The following is a 24,721-nucleotide window of genomic DNA, read 5'->3' on the forward strand; positions in this document are numbered from 1 at the left end:
TAGTGAAGTTATGAAAAAAATCTATGCACAATGGCGCGTGCCGCCAGGCAAAGCTTTTGCCGCTAAATTACTTAGAACAATGAAACTAACTGTAATTTTGCTATTCACCGGTATCCTTGGTATCTCTGCCACCGGCAGATCCCAGGATAATCACCTTACTGTTAAATTACAACAGGGTACGCTACCTCAGTTGTTCAGCCAGATCCAGTCACAAAGCACCTGGCGCATCTTTTATAAAGATGACCTGGTGGCCAGGGAGCAACCACTCACCCTGGAACTGCAGGACAAAAAGATCAACGAAGTCCTGGACAAAGCACTGGCCAATACCAACCTGAGCTATCGCATTTTGCGCAACCAGGTGGCCATCATTCCCAGAGAAAAAAGTAAGAACGGCAGTCTCACCGGTCCCACTACACAGCTGGAAGACAGCGCCTATGTGATACGGGGAAGGGTATACGATATGCACGAACCGCCGCAGGCATTGCCCGGTGTGACTATCCGCGTAAAAGACAATAACAGCATCGGTACCACTACCGATGCTGATGGTTATTTTTCATTAAAGACGAGGAAAAATGCCGTCCTCGTTTTTACCCAGATGGGCTATCTGCCGGAAGAATATACCGTCATCCGCAGTTTGAATGCACTCAATATTTCCCTGAAGGAAAATGTATCTGCCCTCGACGAAGTAGTGGTAGTAGGCCTTTCAGAGCAGCAGAAAAAGCATATTGCCAGCTCTATCAGTACGGTGAACATTGCCCAGCAAACCAATGGCAAACCGATTACTGCTTTGTCGCAGGCATTGCAGGGCGGTGTAACAGGGATACAGGTATCGCAGAGTTCCGGCCTGCCGGGCGGGGATGCTGCCGTGATCAAAATCCGGGGTATCAGCACTGTTAACGCCTCCAACCCATTGGTGCTGGTAGATGGTGTGCCAATGGACATGGATTATATAGATCCCGTTACGGTAGAAAGTGTAACAATACTGAAAGATGCTGCCGCCGCCGCCGTGTATGGCGCGCGCGCAGCCAACGGTGTTATTCTCGTTACCACCAAAAGGGGGGTAGCAGGTAGGGTTGCGGTTACCTATGATGGATATTATGGCGTGCAATCACCTTCTACTATGCCTAAATTGGTGGAGGCGCCCCAGTATATGCGCATGTTCAATGAAGCACAGGTAAATGCCGGTAACGCGCCTTTTTATGCGGAGGCAGATATTAAACATACCGAAGCCGGTGATGATCCGATTAAATATCCTAACACCAACTGGCAGAAAGAAATCATTAACCCGGCAGCCCCTATTACCAGCCACTCGGTGGGAGTGAGTGGTGGTAATAGTCTGGCGCGTTTTGCACTCACCGCCAATTATCAGAATCAACAGGGCATGATTCCACTGAATCATTCCAATAAATATAATATCCGCGCCAACACTTCCATTACCCTGAATAAAAAATTCCTGGTGTACATGGACATGCTGGCTATCAAGAGAAATACTTTTTACCCTAACCGTCCTAATGGTAATGATGGTAACAGGATACTGGAAGATATTTTCCGGGTACCCCCCACCATTTTACCTAAATATCCGCAGAAAGATGGCACGCCTGTTATCTATGGCCGCTATGTAGATATTGTGAACCCGGTGGCTTATGCAGAACATGGCGGACGTGCTGCCAACGAATACGGACAGTCCAGTATTAACCTGCAACCTAAGTGGGAAATATTGCCGGGGCTGAATCTCCGTGGACAGTTCAGTTTCCGCTTAAACAGTGATGTTACCAGAACCACGCGTAATAATTATTATTTCTTCGATTACTATACAGGCAAACTGGCGCAGACCTGGGGTGTGCAGCGGGATGCCACTATGGGGAGAACGACTTATTACTATGCTGGCGTAACGGCAGATTATACCTATGATCTGAAAGACCATCATTTCTATGTAATGGGTGGCTATTCCCAGGAAGAAAATAATAGTGGCTCCTGGGACGTAACATCGTTGTTATCCTTTTATGCGAAAGTGAATTATTCCTATAAAGATAAATTCCTGCTGGAAGGAGCAATGCGCACCGATGGTTCGTCCCGGTTCGGTCCTGGTCATAAATATGGCACTTTCCCCTCTGTCGCATTAGGTTGGAATGTGCATAAGGAAAATTTCATGCAATCTATACGGGCAGTTAATAACCTGAAGTTGCGCGCGTCTTTTGGCCGTTTGGGCAATGAGAATATTGGTATGTACCTGTATCAGAATATGATTAACACCGGCGATGGTACCGATAAGATTTTTGGTAATCCTGATATCACCTGGGAAACAGTAGACATGCTGGATTTGGGGATGGACCTGGCCCTCTTCCAAAGTAAGCTGGAACTCACCTTTGATTATTACAACAAAACCACCAATGGCATTATCCTGCTACCGCCGGTATCATATGTAGGTGGGTTAGGTAAGACGCCTATTAATGCTGGTAAATTACGTAACAGGGGCATGGAACTGTCACTGAATTACAACAGCAACATTGGAAAAAACGTGACGTTGTCAGTACGTCCGGGTATTTCCTATAATAACAATACCCTGCTTACGTTGCTGGGAGGCCCATATATAAGCGGTGGTTCTATCAATAAAGAGGGGTATTCGCTTAACAGCATTTACGGTTACAAAACCAATGGGTTGCTGCAGGCCAGTGATTTCAAACCGGATGGCACCCCGCTGGTCCCCATTATTTCAAAACAACAACCAGGAGATATCCGGTATGTAGATCAGAATGGCGATAACATTATTGATGGCAACGACCAAACCGTAATTGGTAACCCTACACCTAAAGCCGATTTCTTTGCCAATTTCCGTATTACCTATAAAAAATGGGAATTGGAAATGTTGTTGCAGGGCGTTAATAAAAACGATGCTGTGTTGAGTGGTATGCTGGCGTATCCGCTGGATATGTCTTACGATGGAGGTGTACCCACGCAGTACTATGCGGATAATTACTGGACGCCACAGCGCACCAACGCTCGTTTCCCGCGTCTGACTACTTCACCCAATGTTAATAAACTATCGTCTGATTTCTGGCAGCAGAACGGGGCCTATGTGCGGATGAAATATATCCAGCTGGGCTATAATTTTACCAGCACCCGGTTAAAACGTATGGGCATTAACGGTGGCAGGGTATATGTAAATGCACAGAATCCATTTGTGTTTACCTCTATGAAACTGGTAGATCCGGAAAGTCAGGGAAATCAGTGGACATATGGTATTATGAAAATGTACACCGCAGGGGTGAGCATACAGTTATAATCAATAAATTTTTCGCGATGAAGAAGAAATATAGCATGATGATGATATGGGCCCTGACGTTATTGTCTTTACCGGCCTGCAAAAAATTTCTTACCCACGATAATCCTTCGGGCGTTACTGATGCGGAGTGGTGGAAAACGGAGAGCCATGCTTATGGTGCGCTGGGCTCTGTTTACGCGGGTATACCTGCCGGCTCATCTGGCCGAAATATGATGTTTTGGTCGGGTCTCAGTGACGAAGCGGTATGTCGCGGTGATTTCAAGGGCAACTACGATATTTACACGCGTGGCTTGCAAAACTCTACCTGGGATGTAGCGGAATGGATCTGGAGAGATGATTATATTGATATACGCCGTGCCTGTCGTTTCCTGGAAAACGTAGATAAATGTTTTATGGATGATGCACTGCGCACTCGTATGAAGTATGAAGCCCGCGCGCTCCGTGCTTTTTATCATATGGAGATCATGCTTTTTTTTGGTGATATTCCTATTGTTACCACTTCGGTGACGCCATTGGAAAATCACCTGAAAAGAGATCCGGCAGATAAAGTATATGCATTTGTATTGAGTGAACTAAAGGACTGTGCGGAGCATCTGCCGCAGGAATATGACAGTGATGAAACCTGGCGTATTTCAGCCGGCACCTGTAACGCACTGATTGCAAAGCTGGCCATATTTTATCATCATTATGATGTGGCCAGAGATGCTGCTGCTAAGGTAATTAGTTCCGGTGTATATAAATTATACCGCAGTGAAAAACCAAACGTCAACAGTTTCGCCGAATTATTCAGCTATACCGGTGAGTTAAATAAAGAAAGAATATTTTTTAAGGCCGATGGCTGTGGAACTGCCTGGGTCACCTTTGCACCCTATGGTATTGGTGGAGAAACATATGTATCGCCTACTGCGGCAGTAGTAGATAATTTTGAAACAAAGCAGGGGAAAACGCCCGCAGAGCTGGGGGCAGATTCTGTAGCCATCTACCGTAAAGATCCTAATTACAAAAACAACAGAGATCCCCGTTTAGTAGCGTCCATCCTGTATCCCGGAGAACAGTTCCTGGATGCCAATTATATCTTGTCTCCTTTTGATAATTCACCGGTGAATCCTGATAAGATAGGGGTGCAGAAGTCTACCGCTACTGGTTACTGGATCCGTAAATACCTGGATGCGCGCGACCGGCAGGCAAGGGACGGTAAGCTTGATTTTATGATTATCCGTTACAGTGAAGTATTGCTGATTTATGTAGAATCATTGATAGAGCTGGATGACTGGAAAAATCCGGCCATAGCGTTGCATCTGAATGATATCCGCACACGTGCAGGGATGCCGGCAGTTGACCTGCAAAAGTATAACAGCGCAGCCCTGCTGCGGCAGCTGGTACGCCGCGAGCGTCAATCGGAGCTGGCTTTTGAAGGACAGCGTTATTTTGATATCCGCAGATGGGGTATTGTAAAGCAGGTGATGAACGGGCAGGTACTTGGTGCTACCGATCCACAAACAGGTGTGGCAGTGAAGGTGCAGGATCGTTCCTATATTGATCGTGATTACCTGTGGCCTATACCGGAAAAAGAAACATTGTCCAATCCGGATATGAAGCAAAATCCCGGGTATTAAACAGGACCATTTTTTTGCCGCTTATCAAATTTCCTTTCTGGTATTTGCATATCACGGTGTTAGATTATATCTTACCAGTCGACAAGCCAGAATCGAATAAGACGGTGAATTTATTATCATACAGTGAACGAATACTATCAGACCAAAACCTAATTTATCAATCCGGCATTCAATTAAACTGAAATATGGCGAAACAAAACAGCGATTCAAGGCGGGCATTTCTTAAAAATTCCCTGGGAGCGCTTGCTGCATTTACTATTGTGCCCAGACATGTGCTGGGTCGCGGTTACCTGGCTCCGAGTGACCAGTTGACCAAAGCCGTAATAGGCACTGGTGGCATGGGACGTGGCCACTTTGGCTATGCGGGCACCCGGGTAGTGGCGCTCTGCGATGTAGACCGCAGCCACCTGAAACTGGCAATGGATCAGTTGGGAGATAAAAGCAAAGGCGTTAAAACTTTTGCCGATTACCGTGAAGTCATCACCTTACCCGAAGTAGATATTGTACACATTGCGACACCACCACACTGGCATGGTATCATCGCAGCAGATGCTGCCCGTGCAGGGAAAGACATCTGGTGTGAAAAGCCAATGACCGCCACTATCGGTGAAGGCAAACGCCTGGTGGAAGCAGTACAACAGCATGGCAGAATTTTCCGCCTGAATACCTGGTTCCGCTTTGAAGACAGATTTTATGGAATGGGTACTACTGTGAAGCCGATTAAAAAACTGGTAGACAGCGGTCTGCTGGGATGGCCACTGAAAGTAACCGTGAGCAAGCATACCGGCTTTGACTGGAAATTTTACTGGGTAGGCAAAACCAACCTGGAAGCGATGGCAGTACCAAAAGAACTGGACTATGATATGTGGCTGGGACCAGCTCCTTATCGTCCGTATAACCCACACCGTGTGCACCAGACCTTCCGTGGCTACTGGGATTATGATGGTGGTGGTTTGGGAGATATGGGACAGCATTACCTGGATCCTATCCAGTACTTCCTGGGTAAGGACGATACCAGCCCGGTAAGCGTAGAAGTAGATGCACCACAGCAACATCCTGATGCCGTAGGCACCTGGAGAAGAATTACCTACACCTATGCCGATGGATGCCAGATTATCCTCGATGGAGATGGTGCTGATGAAAAAGCTGCCTATATAGAAGGACCAAAAGGTAAACTGTATCCTGGTTTCCGCTCGGATATACAAGACCTTGAAAAGAAACTGGCCGCCTTCCCTGATCCCGCTCCTCAGCAAACAGATTTTGTGGACGCCGTGAAGAACCGCCGCAAATTTGCGCTGAATGAAGAAAATGGTCACCGTTCTGCCACCCTGGTGAATATGGGTAAGATCGCACTGCGTCTTAACCGTTCTTTAAAATTCGACCCGGTGAAACAGGAATTCATTGATGATGCAGGTGCTAACGCCCTCGTTTATCAGCCTATGCGCGGACCATGGACTATCTAAAACAGCCGGAATCAGAACAAACAAGTAAATGAATTATGAAAAAGATATTACACTTACTCATTGCATTACTGGTTGGCTGGAGTAGCCTGGTTTCCGCACAGGGACCATCAGATCAGCGTGCCTTCCATACTAAAGTAGCCGATGTCCTGGCATTGATGCCAGCCCCCAATAAAACGCAGTTTAACGCCAATATGGAGGCGATTGCGTCCCTGGGTGAAGAAGGGCTTACTACCATCGCCGGTATGCTCGCAGCGCCCGGAAAAGGGGATAATACGCAATTGCAGTATGCGATAGCCGGATATGCTTATTATGTGACGCAACCAGGAAAGGAAGCAGCCCGTAAACAAGCGGTTGCCGCACTCTGCAAAGCATTGCCTAAAGCCAATGATCCGGAAAATAAGGTATTTCTGCTCACACAGCTGCAAACCGTAGGTGACGATGCCGCCGTAAGCACGCTGCAGGCTTGTCTTGCAGACGATCGTCTTTGTGATCCTGCTGCCCGTGCACTGGTGAAAATCAATACTCCGGCAGCACAACAGGCTTTATTACAGGCATTGCCTGCTGCTAACGGTTTTAACCGCATCACCCTCACAGAAGCGTTGGGGGATAGTCGTTACACCGCAGCTGCTGCTGCCATTGCACCACTGGCCAATGACGCAGACAAGCGACTGGCAAAAGTGGGCCTCTACGCGCTGGCGCAGATCGGCGCTCCTGCTTCTGCTCCGGTACTTGCTGCTGCCGCCGCCAAAAGCGGTTACGCATACGATGTAACAGATGCCACGGCTTCCTATCTTTATTATGCTGCTACCTTATCCGATAAGGCTGCTGCTGAGAAGATCGCCGACAATATCCTGAAACAAGCGAAAACAGACGGTCAGGTACATACCCGCACTGCCGCATTAAAACTGCTCACTACCATCCGTGGCGAAAAGAACATGCCCCTGCTGTTAGCTGCTGCCGATGATAAAAACCACGAGTACCGTGATGCTGCCCTGAAGTTTGCAGGTCAGAACGGATTAGCCGGTAACGCGCTCTGGTTAAAGAAACTGGCAGGCGCAGATAATGCCAATAAAGCTGCTGTAGTGGGTATGTTGGGAGATAATAAAGTGGCCGCTGCTTTACCTGCTATCCAGAAATTACTGGGCAGCAAGGATGAAACCGTAAAACTGGCGGCGATCAAAGCAGCTGGTCAGATTGGTGGCGCTGCTGCATTACCTGCATTGCTGCAAACCATGAAAACCGGCGATGCCACTACGGTAGAAGCGGTAAAGAATGCCCTGCTGATTATGCCTGGTGACGAAGTGGCTGCGCAATCCGGTGCTTCACTGGCTACCATGCCTGCATCCGCGCAAACAGCATTACTAACGGTACTGGCTGCACGTAAAGCAGACAGCCGTGTGAATGATGTATTGCCACTTACTGCCAGCACAGATGCCGCTACCCGCAGTGCTGCCATCAGCGCGCTGAAAGATGTGGCGACCAAATCCAACCTCTCTGAACTGTTTACTTTACTGAATAATAGCAGCAATGCTACCGATATCAGCAACCTCCAGGCGGCATTGATCAGCGCCGGCGCCAACAGCGCCGATGTGCTGACACAAATGAAGCAGGTGGCTGCCGATAAACAATCACGTTACCTTCCTGTATTGGCGGGTATCGGTGAAAAAGCTGCCTTAATACCTGTGGTATCCGCCTTTAATAACGGTGATGCCGCTACGAAAAAAGCAGCGCTGCTGGCGTTATCTTCCTGGAAAGATGCCGCCGCGGCCCCCGCATTATTACAGATTGCCAGAGATAAGGCCAACAGCGACTACCGCGAAGAGGCACTGGCAGGCTACGTAGGATTGACCCGCCGCTCTGCATTCCCCGCAGAACAACAGTTGCTGATGCTGCGCAATGCCATGGAATTATCCACGACACCGGTAGTACAGAAAAAAATACTGGAAGGTGCGGAGCGTTGCAAAATATTGCCTGCATTATTGTTTGCCGGTAACTACCTCGACAATACAGCCGTGCAACAGGCAGCAGCCAACGCCGTGATGAATATTGCACTGGCCGATAAAAGCTATAATGGTGCCACCGTTCGTGCGCTCCTCGAAAAAACATCCCAGGTACTGAAAGGACAGGATGCCGATTATCAGCGCCAGTCCATCAGCAAATACCTCGCTGAAATGCCCGCCGGCGATGGATACGTAGCCATCTTCAATGGTAAAGACCTGAGCGGCTGGAAAGGACTGGTGGAAAATCCTATTGCCCGCGGCAAAATGGATGCTAAAAATCTCGCTAAAGCACAACAGAAAGCTGATGACAACATGCGCAAAGGCTGGTCCGTAAAAGACGGTTTGCTGGTATTCGGTGGCAGCGGAGACAATCTCTGCACCGAGAAAAAATATGGCGATTTTGAAATGCTGGTAGACTGGAAGATCACTGCACAGGGCGATGCCGGTATCTATCTCCGTGGTTCCCCGCAGGTACAGATCTGGGATACATCCCGCACAGATGTAGGCGCACAGGTAGGTTCCGGTGGTTTATACAATAACCAGCAACATGAAAGCAAGCCGCTGAAACTAGCTGATAATGCCATCGGCGAATGGAATCATTTCCGTATCCTCATGAAAGGGGATCGTGTAACGGTATACCTCAACGGTGAACTGGTAACAGATAACACCATCCTGGAAAACTACTGGGATCGTGGTTTACCTATCTTCCCCGATGAGCAGATAGAACTGCAGGCACATGGTACTTACGTTGCTTACCGTGATCTGTATGTAAAGGAAATTCCGCGTCCGAAGCCTTATGTGCTGAGCGATGAAGAAAAGAAAGCCGGATATAAATTGTTGTTCGATGGTACCAACATGCACGAATGGATTGGTAACACCAAAGACTACGTCATTGATAACGGCGACCTGATCATAGATCCTTCCAACGGTGGACATGGTAATCTCTATACGAAAGATGAATACAAAAATTTCTCTTTCCGTTTTGAATTCCAGCTTACACCCGGCGCCAACAACGGTTTGGGGGTACGTGCTCCACTGGAGGGCGATGCTGCCTACATGGGTATGGAATTACAGATCCTGGACAACGAAGCAGACGTTTACAAAGACCTGCATGTATACCAGTATCATGGCTCCGTATATGGTGTGATCGCTGCCAAACGTGGCTTCCTTAAACCTGTTGGTGAATGGAATGTGGAAGAAGCAATTGTAGATGGTACCCATATCAAAGTAATATTGAACGGTACCGTGATCCTGGATGGAGATATTGCAGATGCCCGTAAAAACGGTACACTGGATCATAAAGATCATCCTGGTCTGAAAAATGAAACTGGTCATATTGGTTTCCTCGGACATGGATCTACGGTGCGTTTCAGGCATATGAGAGTGAAAACACTGTAAGCATTTTCTGAATTATTTTGGCCGTTCTTACACTTTGTAAGAACGGCTTTTTTATTTTTGGAGGAGTTCTATTTTCCTGCCATCCAGGTCTTTTACCAGTGCGGTGTATCCCCATTCCGTTTGTGTTGCCGCCGTAATGATGTACTCCGCTGGCAAGGTCTTCATCAGGGTATCTATATCATCTACTTTAAAACCTAATCGGGTAGTATTATCCGCTACTGTTACACCCCTGGGTAAAGGATAAATTTCCAGGACTACGCCTTCGCCGGTACTGGCATAATGAAAAGGACCAGTTCCATGTTGGTGATAGTGAAATTCAAATCCAAGACGGGTATAAAACTCAGCTTGCATGGCGAGTTGAGCAGTCTTGATAACTATGAGATGGGTGATTGGCATGGTGCGAAAGTAAGATGTTTTATGCAAGGCGGATGTCTGGTAAATACTACTTAAAATTTTGTCTATCATGGATTTAATACAACTAAAGTTGTAGTGATTTGTTTGTAATAAGTTACTTCCTTTGCAGATAATGTTAACCGGTTTGTATTGTTTTGTAATTGAATTAACTGTAGCTTTTACTCCATTAGTGTTCGGAACGATTTTACATATTTATTCTATTTAGGTAGCAGTATTAACCTTGAAAAATAAACCATAATAAAATTATACCCTTAGCTATGAAGCACGTCTTCTTTTTGTCCTTGCTTTTTGCCGCATGCCTGAATGCCAGCGGCCAGAGAACCAATAGACTGGATTCTACAGGTAATGCAGGTATTGGTATCTTAGCTCCTACAGAGAAGTTGGAGATATATTCCAATACCCTGTCAAACATAAAACTTACCAATTTTAGCGACATTTTGGGCTCGGTAGGCGCCCTGAAATTTAATATGGCAGGTACGGACGTAGGAAGGTTGGAAGTGGAACGAACAGTGGCCTCCGGAAGGAGATCGGCTATGAAGTTTTTTGTGAGAGGTGATAGCCTGTCAGAAGTGATGAGGATAATAGAGAATGGTAATATGGGCATAGGAGAAACATTGCCTAATGCCAGATTACATGTGTCCGGAAAACAGAATTCTGTGTCGGCAAGATTTTCGCAATCAGGAATACCCAGCACCGATGGCTTCTTCTCCATCCTGAATGGGACTAATTCTCCCACTGTTTATTTTCCCACTTTATTAGGGCGTTCTTATGCGCCAGGTCGTTCTTTAGGGCTTTACATCATCGGAGAACCGGAGGATGTTACGCCTCCGGCATCGGATGCCGCATTCGGCGCTATCATTTTGAATGGAAGGACCAAATCCGCAGGGCGGTTAGTTTACAACAACGTGCTGACGGTTAATAATGGGGACTCCAATTTGTTGATGATTAAGGCGAACGGTAATGTAGGTATTGGGACTATAGCACCAGGCCCTTATAAACTTGCAGTGGAGGGCACCATTGGTGCGCGTAAAATAAAAGTTACGCAGGTGACCCCCTGGGCAGATTTTGTTTTTGACTCAGATTACAAGTTACCCTCTTTACAGGAAGTAGAAGATTTCATCAGCATCAATAAGCATCTTCGCGATATTCCAAGTGCAGCTGAAGTGACAAAAGATGGCATTGATCTGGGTGAAATCAACCAAAAGTTATTACAGAAGATAGAAGAGCAGATGTTATATATTATCGAGATGAATAAGAAAATTAACACGCTGACAAATGAAATGAAAGACCTTAAAGAAAAAGTGAGTGCTAAATAATAATATCCCTGTCATGAAATTATTCTGTCCCTTTGTCCTGTCCTTGTTTATCTGCTCCTTTGCTGCTCAGGCACAGGATAGCCTGATGAAGAAGATCACCCCTATACCGGGAAAATATCTTTCACAGGTAAAGCAGAAATCCGACAAAATGGAGCGACAGATTTCCAAACGCAGCGAACAGGCGTTGAGCCGGTTTATGAAGCAGGAGGAAAAGCTGAAGCGGCGTTTGGGACGAATTGATTCCCTGAAAGCGAATAACCTTTTTGCACATTCTATTGATTCATTAGGAAGCCTTAAATCACGCATGAAAGGTAAGCTTGGAAAGTATTCCGGTGCCCTGTCACAATCAGGGGGCGGTGCATATCTTGATAGCTTGGGTAACTCCCTGGCCTTTTTAAAACAATCAAAAGGACTCCTGACGCAATCCAAAGGCGTCACAGATAAGTTGAACGGGTCTTTAAAATCAGTAGATAACCTGAAAGATAAACTTGCACAGGCAGAGCAGATCAAGGCGTATATCCGGGAACGTAAACAGCTGCTGAAAGAGCAATTAGCGCAGTACACCGGGTTTACGAAAGATCTGCAGAAGATGAATAAAGAAGCCTACTATTACGCACAGCAACTGAAAGAGTATAAAGAAGTTTTTAAAGATAAGAAGAAAGCAGAGCAGAAGGCGATGGAGGTCATTAAGAAGCTACCTGCCTATAATGACTTTATGCAAAAGCATTCACAGCTGGCCAGTCTGTTTAATATACAAGGCGCCACCGCCTCTGCACAAAGCCTGGAGGGATTACAAACCCGTAGCCAGGTGGAGCAACTTATCCAGCAACGTATTGGCAGCGGCCCCAATGCCAGCGCAGCAGTAAGCCAACAGATGGCAGAAGCCCGCAGCAAATTTGATGAGCTGAAAAGTAAGTTCCCTGATTTGGACAACGCCGCCGAAATGTCGGATTTCAAGCCCAAAGAAATGAAGACCAAAAGCTTTTTACAGCGGTTGGAATTTGGCAGCAACGTACAGTTCCAGCGTAGCAATAAATTTTTCCCTACCACTGGTGACCTCGCCGGACAGGCCGCCTATAAGTTTCATAAAAACGGAAGCGCGGGTATTGGTCTTTCGTATAAACTGGGCATGGGTACTGGTTTTGATAACATCCGGTTCTCCGGTCAGGGGATGGGGATTCGCTCTTTCATCGACTGGAAACTCAAAGGGACTTTTTTCCTGAATGGTGGGTATGAGCAGAATTATCAGCCGGATTATGCTGGTGTACCGGAAGGACTGGGACAGAAGTGGACACAGAGCGGGTTGATAGGTATTAGTAAGAAGTATAAGATTAATAGTAAGCTGAAAGGGAATATGATGGTGTTGTTTGATTTTTTGTATAATTCGCATGTGCCCAGAACGGATCCGGTGAAGGTGAGACTGGGCTATAACTTTTAAGAGATAGTATTTTCAACCAAAGGATGGCTGATTTATCATAGTAGAAATGAGCAGTCCAAAACTTTTACCATATTGAGATGAGACATTGTCCCCCCTACCAACAAATGACGAGGAGCATACTTTTCCTGGCACTACCAGTTGTAATGATCATTAACAGCCGTATGCCCGTATTTTCTCAGGTGCAAACCAGAACTGCAACACCACCCGGAGGAGATAATGCGTATAACTTTAATCCTAACGCCCTTTACCCACCGCCGGTAAATGCCGCTACCATGAACAAAGGCGGGGACGTCAACGTGAACCTGTCATCAGGAACGCCGAATGTGTCTATTCCTCTTTTTAATGTTAAGTCAAGATTTTTGAGTTTGCCGGTGACATTAAACTATGCTTCCACCGGAATTAAAGTGAACGAAGCGGCGGGTATTGTTGGTTTGGGATGGAGCCTGAACTATGGCGGTGTGATAAGCAGAACCTGTTATGGGTTACCTGATGAAACCAGGACGAGTAGTATTTATCCCAATAATTTTACCAAACCAGATCCTGAAAATTATGACAGGGCTACATTGAATTATCTGAATGCGGAAACAGATAGGGAAAGCGACGTCTTTGACTTTTCTGTTAATGGAATGATTTCCGGCCGATTTATTTTTGGTCCCGATGGCAAAGCAATTTTACTGGAAGATAAGAATTACAAAGTAGTTACTACGCTTAGTGATTTACGGCGTGGCATTGAAATTATTGATGACAAAGGCATTCATTATTCGTTTAATGACTGCGATACTTCCACCTATCAGAGAGGTGGTTCTTATTGTGCCGACAGAACTTCCGGGAGGACCGTTAAAGTGGGTAATGCCTGGTATTTATCCAGTATTATTCAGCCGGGGCAGGATACCATCACTTTTCAATACATCAGTAATTTTCATTCCTATTATGTTGATGTCAGCGAAACGGAATCCATAGCAATAGCGTCTGAGGCGTGGGCCTGCTCAGATGGCTCTGCCGGTATGGGCTGCCAGCGGTTTTCCGGCACTTTTGACAACTGCTTTACCAATCAGACGATTAACGCTAAGTTACTCTCGCAGATAAATTTCAGAAACGGATCTCTCGAGTTTGATTATGGTGAAGATTTTGCCGGTCCCAGAAAAGATATACCAGGCGGACAGTGGTTAAACGCCATCTCACTGATTAACAATAAAGGAGACTTTATCAGAACAGCCAGATTCAGTTACACCTACTTTAAAGCAGCTAGTTTCGGTGGTTTTCTCAACGTGAATGGAATGAACAACGATTCATCGCTGCTTTACCGGCTGGCATTGGATAAACTCAGCATTACACCGTCTCTCGAAGATGCATCACCCAGTTATGATTACGCCTTTTCTTATTTAAATGGTAACCAGTTGCCTGCCCGCCTTTCTGGTGCTCAGGATTACTTTGGTTATAATAACGGCATTAACAACAGTTATCTTTTAACACCCGTTACTGATGAATATCCTGATCTGACTTATTACTCAGAAGGGTATCCCGCCCGGTTTGGCAATCGTACTCCCGATACGACTAAAATGCAATATGGTTTGCTGAACAAAATTGTATACCCTACCGGAGGGTACGACAGCATAGTATACGCTTTCAATAGAACCAGGGAGCAATACATCGTGAAACACCCGGCGACCTATGTTGGTAGTGTAACAGGATCAGGAACAAGTACTGTGCAGGAAAATAATGGTGATTTTGTAAGTACTTTCAAACAAAAAGCAGTCGTTGATTTCAAAGTGGTAAATCCGGATCCCACCAGGCCGGCTTCTCATAATGAAGGGGGGATATATCTGTTGTATGATAATGACTATGCTATTTATTCTAAAACAGCCATGCCGGTAAATAATGCGCAGACACCGGATTCTGTTGCACTGGATTCTATAGACTATCATGTGAGATTGACGGCAGCTGGATCCCTCGTAAGGTCTCTGGTAACTATCTACTATCAATCCGCCCCGCCAGACACGTTAATGAGGGATGCTCCGATAGGAGGACTAAGTGTAGCCGCCATTATCAGTAAAGACAACGTTGCCAAAACCGAAATCAGAAAAAGCTATAGCTACGCTTATAAAGAAACCGGTAAGTACTCAACCTTCCGGATTCAACCGGAACCAAAATTTGTGAGTTCTTCCAGGATCCCTATGTTCAGAAGTTGCGGAGGATTATGGAATTGCGATGAATATACTTCCTGTACCTATCTGGTTCGTACCAATAATACAAATACGCCTACGTCATTGATCGGCACAAATACCTGTTATCATGAGTCGGTGATAGAAACAACGGAGGGTAAAGATTCCATTGACAGATCCGTAGAATACCGATATAAATATAATCCGATTTTTTATGCCGGTATGCGAAATGGGCGTATTGCCAATACCCCATATGGTATCCTTCCTGATTATTTAATAGGAGATACCTTAACTACTTTTTACGCACGAAACAGGAATACAAATAATATCACTATCCAAAAGACGATCCGGAAAACATATGAGGAAACATATCAGCGACTCGGATATAATTTCAATGTAAAGAAAATTTATACTTCTCTTTGTCAGTGGGAGCCTCCCCAACCGGTGGAATACCAGGCATATTATATCAATGACTATCCGATTGTTTACCAGGAGAAAAAGCTGTTATCTACTGTAGAGACAGAATATGCGCTGAATGGCCCAGGATTATTGCAGTCAACCAGCACGAATACATATAACACAGCACCTTATACACTTCTTAAAGAGAACACTAGTCAATCCAGCAAAGGAGAAACACTAAGTACTGCCTTTAAATATTATTGGCAACTTAATTCAAATGCACTGTCCGATTCGGTTAAAAGCCGCAATAATATATCGCTTCCTGCAGACGTAACCTCCTCAAGAAGCGGCGTTGTTCAGATGCGTAATACCATTGACTATAAACTACAGGACAACAACAACCTGATTGTACAACCGTATAAATACATTACCACGAGAGGAGAGGACACGCTGTTGAAAAGCCAATATAATATCACCGCATTTGACCCATTAGGCAATGTGCAGGAATTTGTAAAAGATGGATTTGTAACCTCCCTGTTGTGGGATTATAATAGCTGTTTATTGGCAGCCAGTGCTATTAATGCAGGAAAAGAAAGTATTGCTTATACCAGTTTTGAGGCAGACAATAACGGTGGGTGGACGGTAGCAGGTAGCCAGCGCAATAATGCGGATGCTATTACGGGGCAATATGCTTACTCGTTAAGCAACGGCAGTATCACGAAAGCAAATGTAGTGCTCAACACAGAATACTATGTTACTTTCTGGGCGAAAGGGGGGACGGTTAGCATCAATGGCGCGCAGGCCACGGCTAAAGCACAACGCAAAGGATGGACACTCTACGAATATAAGTTTACGCCGACCGTTCAAAATATTACCGTCGGTGGTACGGCATTGATTGATGAATTACGGCTCTTTCCTTCTTCCGCCCAAATGACTACCTATACCTATTCACCTTTGGTGGGAATGACCAGCCAATGTGATGCGCGGAATACCATCTTATATTATACCTATGATGGTCTGGGAAGGCTTATGACGGTAAATGATCAGGATGGCCGGATCGTAAAACAATATGATTATCAATATCAGGTTTCCCTGACCCAATAACCCTATTTAAAATTAGCGATATGCCTGGTATCTATCTCAGCATAAAAAAAATATTCGGAATACTGCTTGGTATCGTATGTGCGACATCCTTAGCTGCACAAAATTTTCCAACCGGAAGTAGCAGATCGGCGGCAACACCAGTGAATGCACCTGGTGCTTATGGGAGCAGTACCATTAATTATATCCGCACCTGGGAGCCCTCCATGCCCACTACTGATACGGCAGCGGTGAAAGCTGCCAGCCGTACAACCGCGGAAGTAAAACAGACCACGCAGTATTTTGACGGTCTTGCCAGAATATTACAAACAGTAAATAAGGGAGTCAGCTCGAGCGGAAAAGATATGGTAACTCCCGTTATATACGACTCATTAGGTAGAGAACAATACAGGTATCTTCCCTATGTGCATCAGTCAGGTAATAGCAGTGATGGGAAATTCAAAACAGATCCATTTAATAATCAAAAAGCATTCTACAAAGATTCGGTATTGAACCCCGGTACTGCCGGAGAAAGTATTTATTACAATCAGATAGCGTATGAAGCTTCTCCTTTAAACCGCATACTTAAATCTTACTCACCGGGTAACAACTGGGCATCAACAGGAGGTAACCGGCCCACCGCTCAGCAATACCTGGTAAATATAACTGCTGACAGTGTGAGGGTCTGGAATATGYCAGTTGCAGCAATAAAGCCCGTCAGCGCTCAAATTTACGCCCCCGGCCAGTTATATAAGAATGTGACTATAGATGAACGTGGTAGTCCTATCGTTGAGTTTAAAGACAAAGAAGGTCGGGTGGTATTGAAGAAGGTTGGATTGGGTACCGGTGTTCCAGCTGGTCATGATAGCTGTTTATGTACCTATTATGTGTATGATGATCTGGGTGACCTTCGTTGCGTAATTCCCCCAAAAGCGGTAGAGCTGATAAAAAACAGCTGGGTAATAGCAGATATTATTATACAGGAGTTATGTTTTTTATACAGATATGATAGCAGAAACCGGCTGATCATGAAAAAAATGCCGGGAGCCGATTCGTCCGAAATGGTATATGATATAAGAGACAGACTGATATTTAATAGAGATGGTAATCTTAAAACCAATACCACGCCCCAATGGTTCGTTACCTTTTATGATGGACTTAACCGACCCACCATGACAGCTTTGTATAATAATTCTGCGGCTACCAGGGCATCCCTGCAAACAGCCATGAATGCCGCTACAACCTCCCAATCCATCGCCTATACTTTTCCGGGTGTCGCTGACCTGGTGGTAGCTGTCCATGACAGGCCCATTTACCAGGCAACACAAAGTGTTACCCTGGTAAGTGGTTTTGATTCAGGTCTGGCCGATTCACTGCAGGTCCTTATTAATCCTAATGTTACTGAAGGGCAAACGACGGTAACTATCAGCAATCCACTACCAGGTATTTCCATTAATGATTTAACGCCACTCAGTTATACCTACTATAATGATTACAGCTTTGCGGGAGTACAGCCTTATCTGGCAGCAGATTCCACTAAACCAAAGGCAGGCGCTAATCCTTATGCTGAATCTGTAGGAAGTATTAGCAATGTTACAACAGGACTGGTAACCGGCGCAAAAGTAAGAGTACTGGGCACTGACAAATGGCTAACGACTACTACCTACTATAATGGTAAAGGTCGGGTGGCGCAGGTGACTTCAGATAATATAAGTGGTGGCCAGGATATCCTGACCAACCTGTATGACTTTAAGGGGAAACTGCTTAGCAATTATCTGCGCCACAAAAATCCAAGAAGTGGTACCACTCCCCAAACAACCGTGCTCACGATGATGACGTATGACAATGTAGGTAGGTTGACCCAGGTAATTAAGCAGTTAAACGATGATTCGCTTGCGCGGAGAACAGTTGCACAGATTGCCTATGATGAACTGGGGCAATTGAAGCGTAAAAATATCGGGGTGAAAAATAATGTGCCTATTGAAACACTGGATTATGAATATAATATTCATGGTTGGCTGAAGGGAATTAACAAAGACTATGTAAATAACGCCGGTGGCGCCTCAAACTGGTTTGGACAGGAGCTGAATTACGATGATGGCTTCCAGAAAAATCAATACAACGGAAACATCTCGGGTATAAAATGGAAAAGTAAGTCTGCCGATATAAGCCGTGCCTACGGCTATAATTATGATCCGGCTAACCGCTTGCTAAAAGCTGATTTTGCGCAAAATGATGGAGGAACCTGGAGTAACAGCAAAATTGACTTCACTGTAACGATGGGCAATGGTATTAATCCTGCAACTGCGTATGATGCCAATGGAAACATCCTAAGCATGACGCAAAAAGGGATGAAGGGCACAATCCGCAGCACGATAGATCAACTTACTTATACTTATCAGCAAAACCAGATCAGCAACAAGTTACAAGGCGTGGCTGACGCAGTCAATGACCCCACCTCCACATTAGGTGACTTCAAAGAGATCAACGGCACGGGTAATAATGATTATAACTACGATACAAGTGGCAACCTGAAAAGTGACTTCAATAAAAATATCCGCGCTATCACTTATAATCATCTGAATCTGCCGCAAAGTATTGCCATTACAGGTAAAGGTAGCATCACGTATCGTTATGATGCCAGTGGTAATAAGCTGGAAAAGATCGTGACAGATAGCACGGGAACAATACCCAAGGTGACTACCACTGATTATATCAAGGGATTTGTTTATGAGAATGATACATTACAGTTTTTAGCACACGAAGAGGGCCGTATTCGCGCGGTATTAAAGACAGGCCAACCGGTGGCATATAAGTATGATTATTTTGTAAAGGATCATCTGGGAGATATACGCGTGGTGTTAACAGAGCAATCTGATCTTGGTGTGTATGCGGCCACAATGGAAACAGCCCCTGCGCCTGCCGAAAACGCCTTGTTCAGTAATCTTGATAATACCCGCATTCCAAAACCTGTTGGCTACCCGGCAGATGCCACTACATCTCCTAATGACTATGTAGCCAGACTGAATGCGACCAACGGACAGAAGATTGGTCCGTCTCTGGTGCTGAGAGTGATGGCGGGGGATACACTGCAGATAGGCAGCAAGGCATTTTATAAAAGTACTGCTGCCAGTACACCAGCTACCACTACTACTGATATGTTGGCGGCCCTGCTGCAGGCATTCGGCGGTGAAGGAATTAGAGACGGTGCACATGCCGCCACTGGCCCTGGTTCCCCACTGGCGGTGACATTTAATAATTCGGCATATGACAATTTGAAACAGAAGGATCCTTCGCAAAACTTGTCAGATAAACCTAAATCGTATCTTAATTATGCACTGTTTGATGACCAGTTCGTGATGGTTAATGAGAATAGTGGCGTAAAGCAGGTACAGGGAACGCCGGATGTATTACAGACCCTGGCTACAGATAGAATGGTGATTAAAAAGACAGGATTTATCTATATTTATACCAGTAATGAAAGTGCGCAGGATGTGTTCTTTGATAACCTGGTGGTGTCACATAGTAGTGGACCGTTGTTGGAAGAGACGCATTATTATCCGTTTGGGTTGACGATGGCGGGGATTAGTACAAATGCCTTGAAGGGTGCGGATTATGTGGAAAATAAGACGAAGTATAATGGGAAAGAGTTACAGAATAGGGAATTTGCTGATGGAAGTGGGCTGGAGTTATATGATTATGGAGCAAGGATGTACGATGCGCAGATAGGACGGTGGTCGGTAGTGGATCCGTTAAGTGAGAAAGGACGACGTTGGAGTCCCTATGTTTATGCATTTGATAATCCTATAAGATTTATAGATCCTGATGGAATGTGGTCTGGTCCAATTGATCCGGTGGGGGATGCATTAAAATACGTAAAGAATTATGCGAAAAATGCAATCAGACGAGCCATTTATAATGCTGCAGCGGGAGTGGTCAGGGCTGCTAAGGAGGAGGCTCGGGATGTTATGAAGAACACAACAGTTGAGTTGAAAGCGGAGGTAAATATTACGTTGGGGGCTCAGATGGGAGTGGAAGTCCAAAAAACAGTTGGAGGTAAGGTGAATGCTGGAAGTGTAGAACTATTCTCATTAAAGGCAGGCATGATGCTATCTTCAGAAGGTCTCCAGAATACAACGGGAGGAGATGCATTATTAAATAGAGGTAATATTAAATTTAATCAAGAGTATAAGATGGATGTTAATGCCCCTGTTGCGCCTGGATTTGTTGTTGGTGCTGGCGGTGAAGTTGTTCATGAAGGTACTGTTAACGTTGGAAGTAGTGGAATTAAGATGAGAGAGCAGAAGATTTCAACGGAGGGGGGGATTTCTGTAGATGGTATTGCTGTTAGTGGTGGAGGGGAGCGTGATTTGAAAACAGGCGAAAGCTATAATAAAGCGTCTGTAGGGGTCGGAGCAGAGGCCGCATTTTTAATTGGGGTAAAAGGAGAAATTAAATTAGAGTTAAAGCGTAAAAGAAAGGAGGAATAAAATGAATAGAATTTTGCTTTTTAACGTAATCGCACTCTACATGGTAGCGGTAAGCTGTAGAGGTAAAAGTAAGGATCAGTTGTATTACTCTAATGGGAAAATTAAAAGTGAAATCATTGTTGATAGAGGAAACGCGAAATATATTGAATATTACGAGAATGGGCATACCAAGAGTGCCGGAGTATTAATATCACAGGGATTCCGTGTTGGGAAATGGACGTATTATAACGAAGATGGGACGGTGAAGGCAGAAGGTAATTATGACGAAGGCCTAAAAAAAGGAATTTGGCGCTATAATATTAATGATAGTTCATATACTGTAGATTGGAGCATTTATTTGAATAGACCGCTAAAAGTTAATACTCCGGGTAACTGGATACTAAAAGAACATTTAGCGCCTTTTGTCCCATTGGCGGGTTTCAGCGATAGTCTTAGTTGGAATGCCAGTTTTAATATTGCTGTATTAACAAGAAATGGTAAAAATATAAATAGCGTTATAAATGAGACTATTGAAAAAAGTAAAGTGCATGCAATTGTAGAGGTGCTGTCTACAGATGACGTTGAAATTAATGCTTTGAAGGGTAAGGAAGTTACGCAACACTTTTTAGTGGACAAGGCGAATTTGATAGCAGTACAGTATTTTTTAGAGCAGGGAGATACAGTATATTTAGTGTCGTTTTTTGTGAATGAAAATAGTTATAATCGTTATAAAGAGTTGATAAAAGAGATGGCTTATAGCTTTAGTGTGATATAGTTTTTTATAAAGTATCCAGGTTAACTTCAAAAAATATTTTATGAGATAATAGGAATAAGCTATCAATTGCCACTAAAGAAGTGATTTTTTTATTATCGCTGGTATTGAAACTTACTTGTTTAAACGTGGTTGTTTGAGCGGTTGAATATCCCATTATTCCGAAGTTCTTCCAGGTTGGTTTTGTTGGTTCATTGCTATGTCGGAACGTTTTATGGGTGTTTGAAATGGAAATCAGTGTGCAGTTATGCTTTTTTAAGATATCCTTAATATGACGATCAATAGCATTATTGATAATTACTATTGACGATATCGCAAGAATGAGGAAGATTAAAAGAAGGATTAAAAAGAGAATAAAGAACATTTTGATATTATTTGTAATAAGGAACGATATAATTTGCATCGACATCTCCACTTTACTTGGCAGTATCCCCAGGCGCCAGCAACCTCTATGCTAACGCCTGGAAAAAATCATCCCACTTTTCCCACCGGGTCCTGCCTGAACATCCGCGCGAGCATTTCATACAACTCCGGATGTTTCTCTGCCAGTAAATCCGGCCGCTCAAAGAAATATTCCGATATCACCGCAAAAAACTCTGCTTCATTCATCGCGGCATAGGGATTAATATCTGTATGCCCTTCCGAAATCTGTTGTATTGTTTGATGTACCAATTTCATCCACGGAATACTGTAGCTATGGTCCAGCAGCTTGGTGGGGAAGCCATCAATGGAGCCATCGGTTTTATCGAGGAGGTGTACAAATTCATGAATGGCGGTATTGTTTTTATCGGTGGTGTTGGAGAACCCTTCCCGCAGGGCGGAGCGGGAGAGGATCATTTGTCCGTTTAAGGCGCCGCTGCCTACCATGCCGAGAATGTTGCGGCGATTACCTTCGTACTGATAGGTTTCATCAAAAGTATCGGGGTAAAGGATTACGTTAGTAAGATTGAAATACTCCCAGTCTTTGAATCCGAAGATGGGGATGATGGCGCTGGCGGCTACGAGTACGCGGTCCAGCGGTTCTACTTCCGTGCCTACGCCTTCTATGCTGGTTCTTTTGAGGAAGCGCTGTACCATGGATTCAAACCGCGTTTTGTCCGCGGGGGTAAGCTGTTGGTAGTAGCGTACATGCTCTTCCAGGAGCGACTGGTACCCTTCAGGTACGGCTGTTTTTCTTCCTTTCCTGCGACTGTACATATTTACAAAGTACAGTGACAGGATCAATCCGATCATTATCAATCCGAATAAAACCATGGCTATTTATTTTCTATATGCTTTAAACTCTGATCCTTTCTTCCATGCGGGGAAACTGCTTTCGTTGCTGAGGTGGTAGCCTACGTCAAACAACAGCCGGATATCTTCTACCATGCCATCCATTATCCAGGTGGCCGGGTCAAATTCATCGGCAGGAGAGTGGTAACGTAAACGGTTGTACGAAGCTGTTTGTTCTTTTCCCCAGCCGGCTTCATGGCCGATGACATCTGTACCTGGTCCTATGTACAATCCGGGTACACCTTTCTTGGCGAAGTTGAAATGGTCGGAACGGAAAAACCATCCTCCTTCCGGGTTGGATTCCGGGATGGTGATGCGGCCTTGTTTCCGGGCAGCATGCAGGGCGTAGTCGTCAAGTTCAGACTGACCATAGCCGATCACGGTAATATCTTTAGTGCGACCAAAAGTATTCAGTACGTCCAGGTTAATATCAGCAACTATTTTCTCCATCTTAAAGGTAGGATGGGCAGCATAGTATTCTGATCCCAACAGGCCCTGTTCTTCTCCGGTAACAGAAAGGAACAATACGGAGCGTTCCGGCTTTTGTGGCAGGCGGGTGAATGCGGTGGCCAGTTCCAGCAGACCGGCCGTGCCGGTGGCGTTGTCTACTGCGCCGTTATAGATAGAATCTCCTTTCACGGGCTCGCCTATACCAAAATGATCCCAGTGGGCGGAATATACAACACATTCCTGCGGGCGTTTGGCGCCCGGTAAAACCGCCAGCACATTATGGGAGGTGGATTTTTTTATGGTGTTGTTAATATCAAGAGATGTTTGTAAGTGGAGGTCTACCGGCTTGAAACCTTTTGTCCTGGCCTTTTGCATGATATCCGGTGATATGCCGGCCAGCTGGAATATTTTTTTGGCGGCGTCCTGTGTGATCCATCCTTCGAGAGCGGTGCGGTGTTGGTTGTTATCAGCTGTTTGCAAATACAGCTTTGAGTTAGACCATCCGCTGCGTACTACTTTCCAGGGATAGCTGGCGGCGGCGGTTTCATGAATGATGATAACGCCGGTAGCGCCCTGTCGTGCGGCTTCTTCAAATTTATAGGTCCAGCGGCCGTAATATGTCATGGTGCGACCTTTGAACAGGGAGCTGTCTGCAAAGCCGGGGTCGTTGATGAGTACGATCACGGTTTTCCCTTTTACATCCAGTCCTTTATAGTCGTTCCAGTTGTATTCCGGTGCTACAATGCCGTAGCCTGCAAATACCAGTGCGGAGTTGCGGATATTCACCTGGTCCTGTACACGGCGGGTAGCGGCTACAAAGTCTTCCAGGTACTGCAGGGATACTTCTCCGCCACTTCCCCTGATCACCAGGTTGCTTGCAGGTTTGGAGCTGATAGATACCATCGGTACTTCCTGGAAATAGCTGTTGCCATTACCGGGTTGCAATCCCAGTTGTTTAAATTGGGCGGCGAGGTATTGAATGGTGCTGTCTTCGCCCCGGGTAAAAGGTTTACGGCCTTCAAATGCATCGGAGGCCAGTACTTTGATGTGCTGTGCAAAACTGCCGGCATTGATGGCTTTGATGGCAGTGGAGTCTTGTGCTTTTGCGTAGCTGCCCAACAAAGTGGCAGCCATGGATAATATGATGGGTACTTTCAATGTATGCGCGGTTTATTCAGGGCAAAAATTA

12 protein-coding genes are annotated in these 24,721 nt (G+C 45.2%); 9 read left to right on the forward strand and 3 right to left on the reverse strand.

Going from position 1 to position 24,721, the window contains the following annotated elements; all coding sequences use genetic code 11:
- The first annotated feature begins 10 nt into the window (after positions 1–10).
- From AB4Z08_RS23275 to AB4Z08_RS23290, 4 genes are all read left to right on the forward strand, one after another.
- A complete protein-coding gene (locus tag AB4Z08_RS23275; RefSeq protein ID WP_441576189.1) occupies positions 11–3,283 on the forward strand; it encodes a TonB-dependent receptor in 3,273 nt (1,090 codons plus the stop codon).
- Positions 3,284–3,300: 17 nt separating this feature from the next.
- Entirely contained in the window at positions 3,301–4,899 is a 1,599-nt protein-coding gene (locus AB4Z08_RS23280; RefSeq protein WP_441576190.1) for a RagB/SusD family nutrient uptake outer membrane protein, read from the forward strand.
- Positions 4,900–5,084: 185 nt separating this feature from the next.
- Complete coding sequence (locus AB4Z08_RS23285; RefSeq protein WP_441576191.1) at positions 5,085–6,362, forward strand: Gfo/Idh/MocA family oxidoreductase; 1,278 nt, start codon at positions 5,085–5,087, stop codon at positions 6,360–6,362.
- Between the two features lie 35 nt (positions 6,363–6,397).
- Positions 6,398–9,760 carry a DUF1080 domain-containing protein gene (locus AB4Z08_RS23290; protein ID WP_441576192.1) on the forward strand — a complete coding sequence of 1,121 codons (3,363 nt, stop codon included), beginning with the start codon at positions 6,398–6,400 and terminating at the stop codon, positions 9,758–9,760.
- 51 nt (positions 9,761–9,811) lie between these two features.
- On the opposite strand, the gene AB4Z08_RS23295 is transcribed toward AB4Z08_RS23290, so the two are convergent.
- Positions 9,812–10,225, reverse strand: coding sequence for a VOC family protein (locus tag AB4Z08_RS23295; RefSeq protein WP_441576193.1), 414 nt, complete (start codon positions 10,223–10,225; stop codon positions 9,812–9,814).
- 206 nt (positions 10,226–10,431) lie between these two features.
- Here AB4Z08_RS23295 and AB4Z08_RS23300 point away from each other — a divergent pair, with 206 nt between their 5' ends.
- The 5 genes from AB4Z08_RS23300 to AB4Z08_RS23320 all read left to right on the forward strand — a co-directional run bounded on the left by AB4Z08_RS23300 (position 10,432) and on the right by AB4Z08_RS23320 (position 21,813).
- The gene (locus AB4Z08_RS23300) at positions 10,432–11,490 is read left to right on the forward strand and encodes a hypothetical protein (RefSeq protein ID WP_441576194.1); all 1,059 of its coding nucleotides are present in this window, start codon (positions 10,432–10,434) and stop codon (positions 11,488–11,490) included.
- 13 nt (positions 11,491–11,503) lie between these two features.
- Positions 11,504–12,928 carry a hypothetical protein gene (locus AB4Z08_RS23305; protein ID WP_441576195.1) on the forward strand — a complete coding sequence of 475 codons (1,425 nt, stop codon included), beginning with the start codon at positions 11,504–11,506 and terminating at the stop codon, positions 12,926–12,928.
- A 77-nt stretch (positions 12,929–13,005) separates the two neighbouring features.
- Positions 13,006–16,593, forward strand: coding sequence for a hypothetical protein (locus AB4Z08_RS23310; protein WP_441576196.1), 3,588 nt, complete (start codon positions 13,006–13,008; stop codon positions 16,591–16,593).
- 20 nt (positions 16,594–16,613) lie between these two features.
- Positions 16,614–21,059 (forward strand): DUF6443 domain-containing protein, encoded by a 4,446-nt coding sequence (locus AB4Z08_RS23315; RefSeq protein WP_441576197.1) that lies wholly within the window; start codon positions 16,614–16,616, stop codon positions 21,057–21,059.
- Position 21,060: 1 nt separating this feature from the next.
- Entirely contained in the window at positions 21,061–21,813 is a 753-nt protein-coding gene (locus AB4Z08_RS23320; RefSeq protein WP_441576198.1) for a toxin-antitoxin system YwqK family antitoxin, read from the forward strand.
- Positions 21,814–22,281: 468 nt separating this feature from the next.
- On the opposite strand, the gene AB4Z08_RS23325 is transcribed toward AB4Z08_RS23320, so the two are convergent.
- Both AB4Z08_RS23325 and AB4Z08_RS23330 read right to left on the reverse strand, forming a co-directional pair.
- Positions 22,282–23,064 (reverse strand): zinc-dependent peptidase, encoded by a 783-nt coding sequence (locus tag AB4Z08_RS23325; RefSeq protein WP_441576199.1) that lies wholly within the window; start codon positions 23,062–23,064, stop codon positions 22,282–22,284.
- 6 nt (positions 23,065–23,070) lie between these two features.
- The gene (locus AB4Z08_RS23330; protein WP_441576200.1) at positions 23,071–24,690 is read right to left on the reverse strand and encodes a M28 family metallopeptidase; all 1,620 of its coding nucleotides are present in this window, start codon (positions 24,688–24,690) and stop codon (positions 23,071–23,073) included.
- Positions 24,691–24,721: the final 31 nt, after the last annotated feature.

This window comes from Chitinophaga sp. RAB17, from assembly GCF_052114225.1.
Classification (GTDB): Bacteria; Bacteroidota; Bacteroidia; order Chitinophagales; family Chitinophagaceae; genus Chitinophaga.

Excerpts from the sequence above, each read along its gene's own strand:
- AB4Z08_RS23290 (WP_441576192.1), top strand. The coding sequence starts at position 6,398 with ATGAAAAAGATATTACACTTACTCATTGCATTACTGGTTGGCTGGAGT.
- AB4Z08_RS23300 (WP_441576194.1), top strand. The coding sequence starts at position 10,432 with ATGAAGCACGTCTTCTTTTTGTCCTTGCTTTTTGCCGCATGCCTGAAT.
- AB4Z08_RS23320 (WP_441576198.1), top strand. The coding sequence starts at position 21,061 with ATGAATAGAATTTTGCTTTTTAACGTAATCGCACTCTACATGGTAGCG.
- AB4Z08_RS23305 (WP_441576195.1), top strand. The coding sequence starts at position 11,504 with ATGAAATTATTCTGTCCCTTTGTCCTGTCCTTGTTTATCTGCTCCTTT.
- AB4Z08_RS23275 (WP_441576189.1), top strand. The coding sequence starts at position 11 with ATGAAAAAAATCTATGCACAATGGCGCGTGCCGCCAGGCAAAGCTTTT.
- AB4Z08_RS23285 (WP_441576191.1), top strand. The coding sequence starts at position 5,085 with ATGGCGAAACAAAACAGCGATTCAAGGCGGGCATTTCTTAAAAATTCC.
- AB4Z08_RS23280 (WP_441576190.1), top strand. The coding sequence starts at position 3,301 with ATGAAGAAGAAATATAGCATGATGATGATATGGGCCCTGACGTTATTG.
- AB4Z08_RS23310 (WP_441576196.1), top strand. The coding sequence starts at position 13,006 with ATGAGACATTGTCCCCCCTACCAACAAATGACGAGGAGCATACTTTTC.
- AB4Z08_RS23325 (WP_441576199.1), bottom strand. The coding sequence starts at position 23,064 with ATGGTTTTATTCGGATTGATAATGATCGGATTGATCCTGTCACTGTAC.
- AB4Z08_RS23295 (WP_441576193.1), bottom strand. The coding sequence starts at position 10,225 with ATGATAGACAAAATTTTAAGTAGTATTTACCAGACATCCGCCTTGCAT.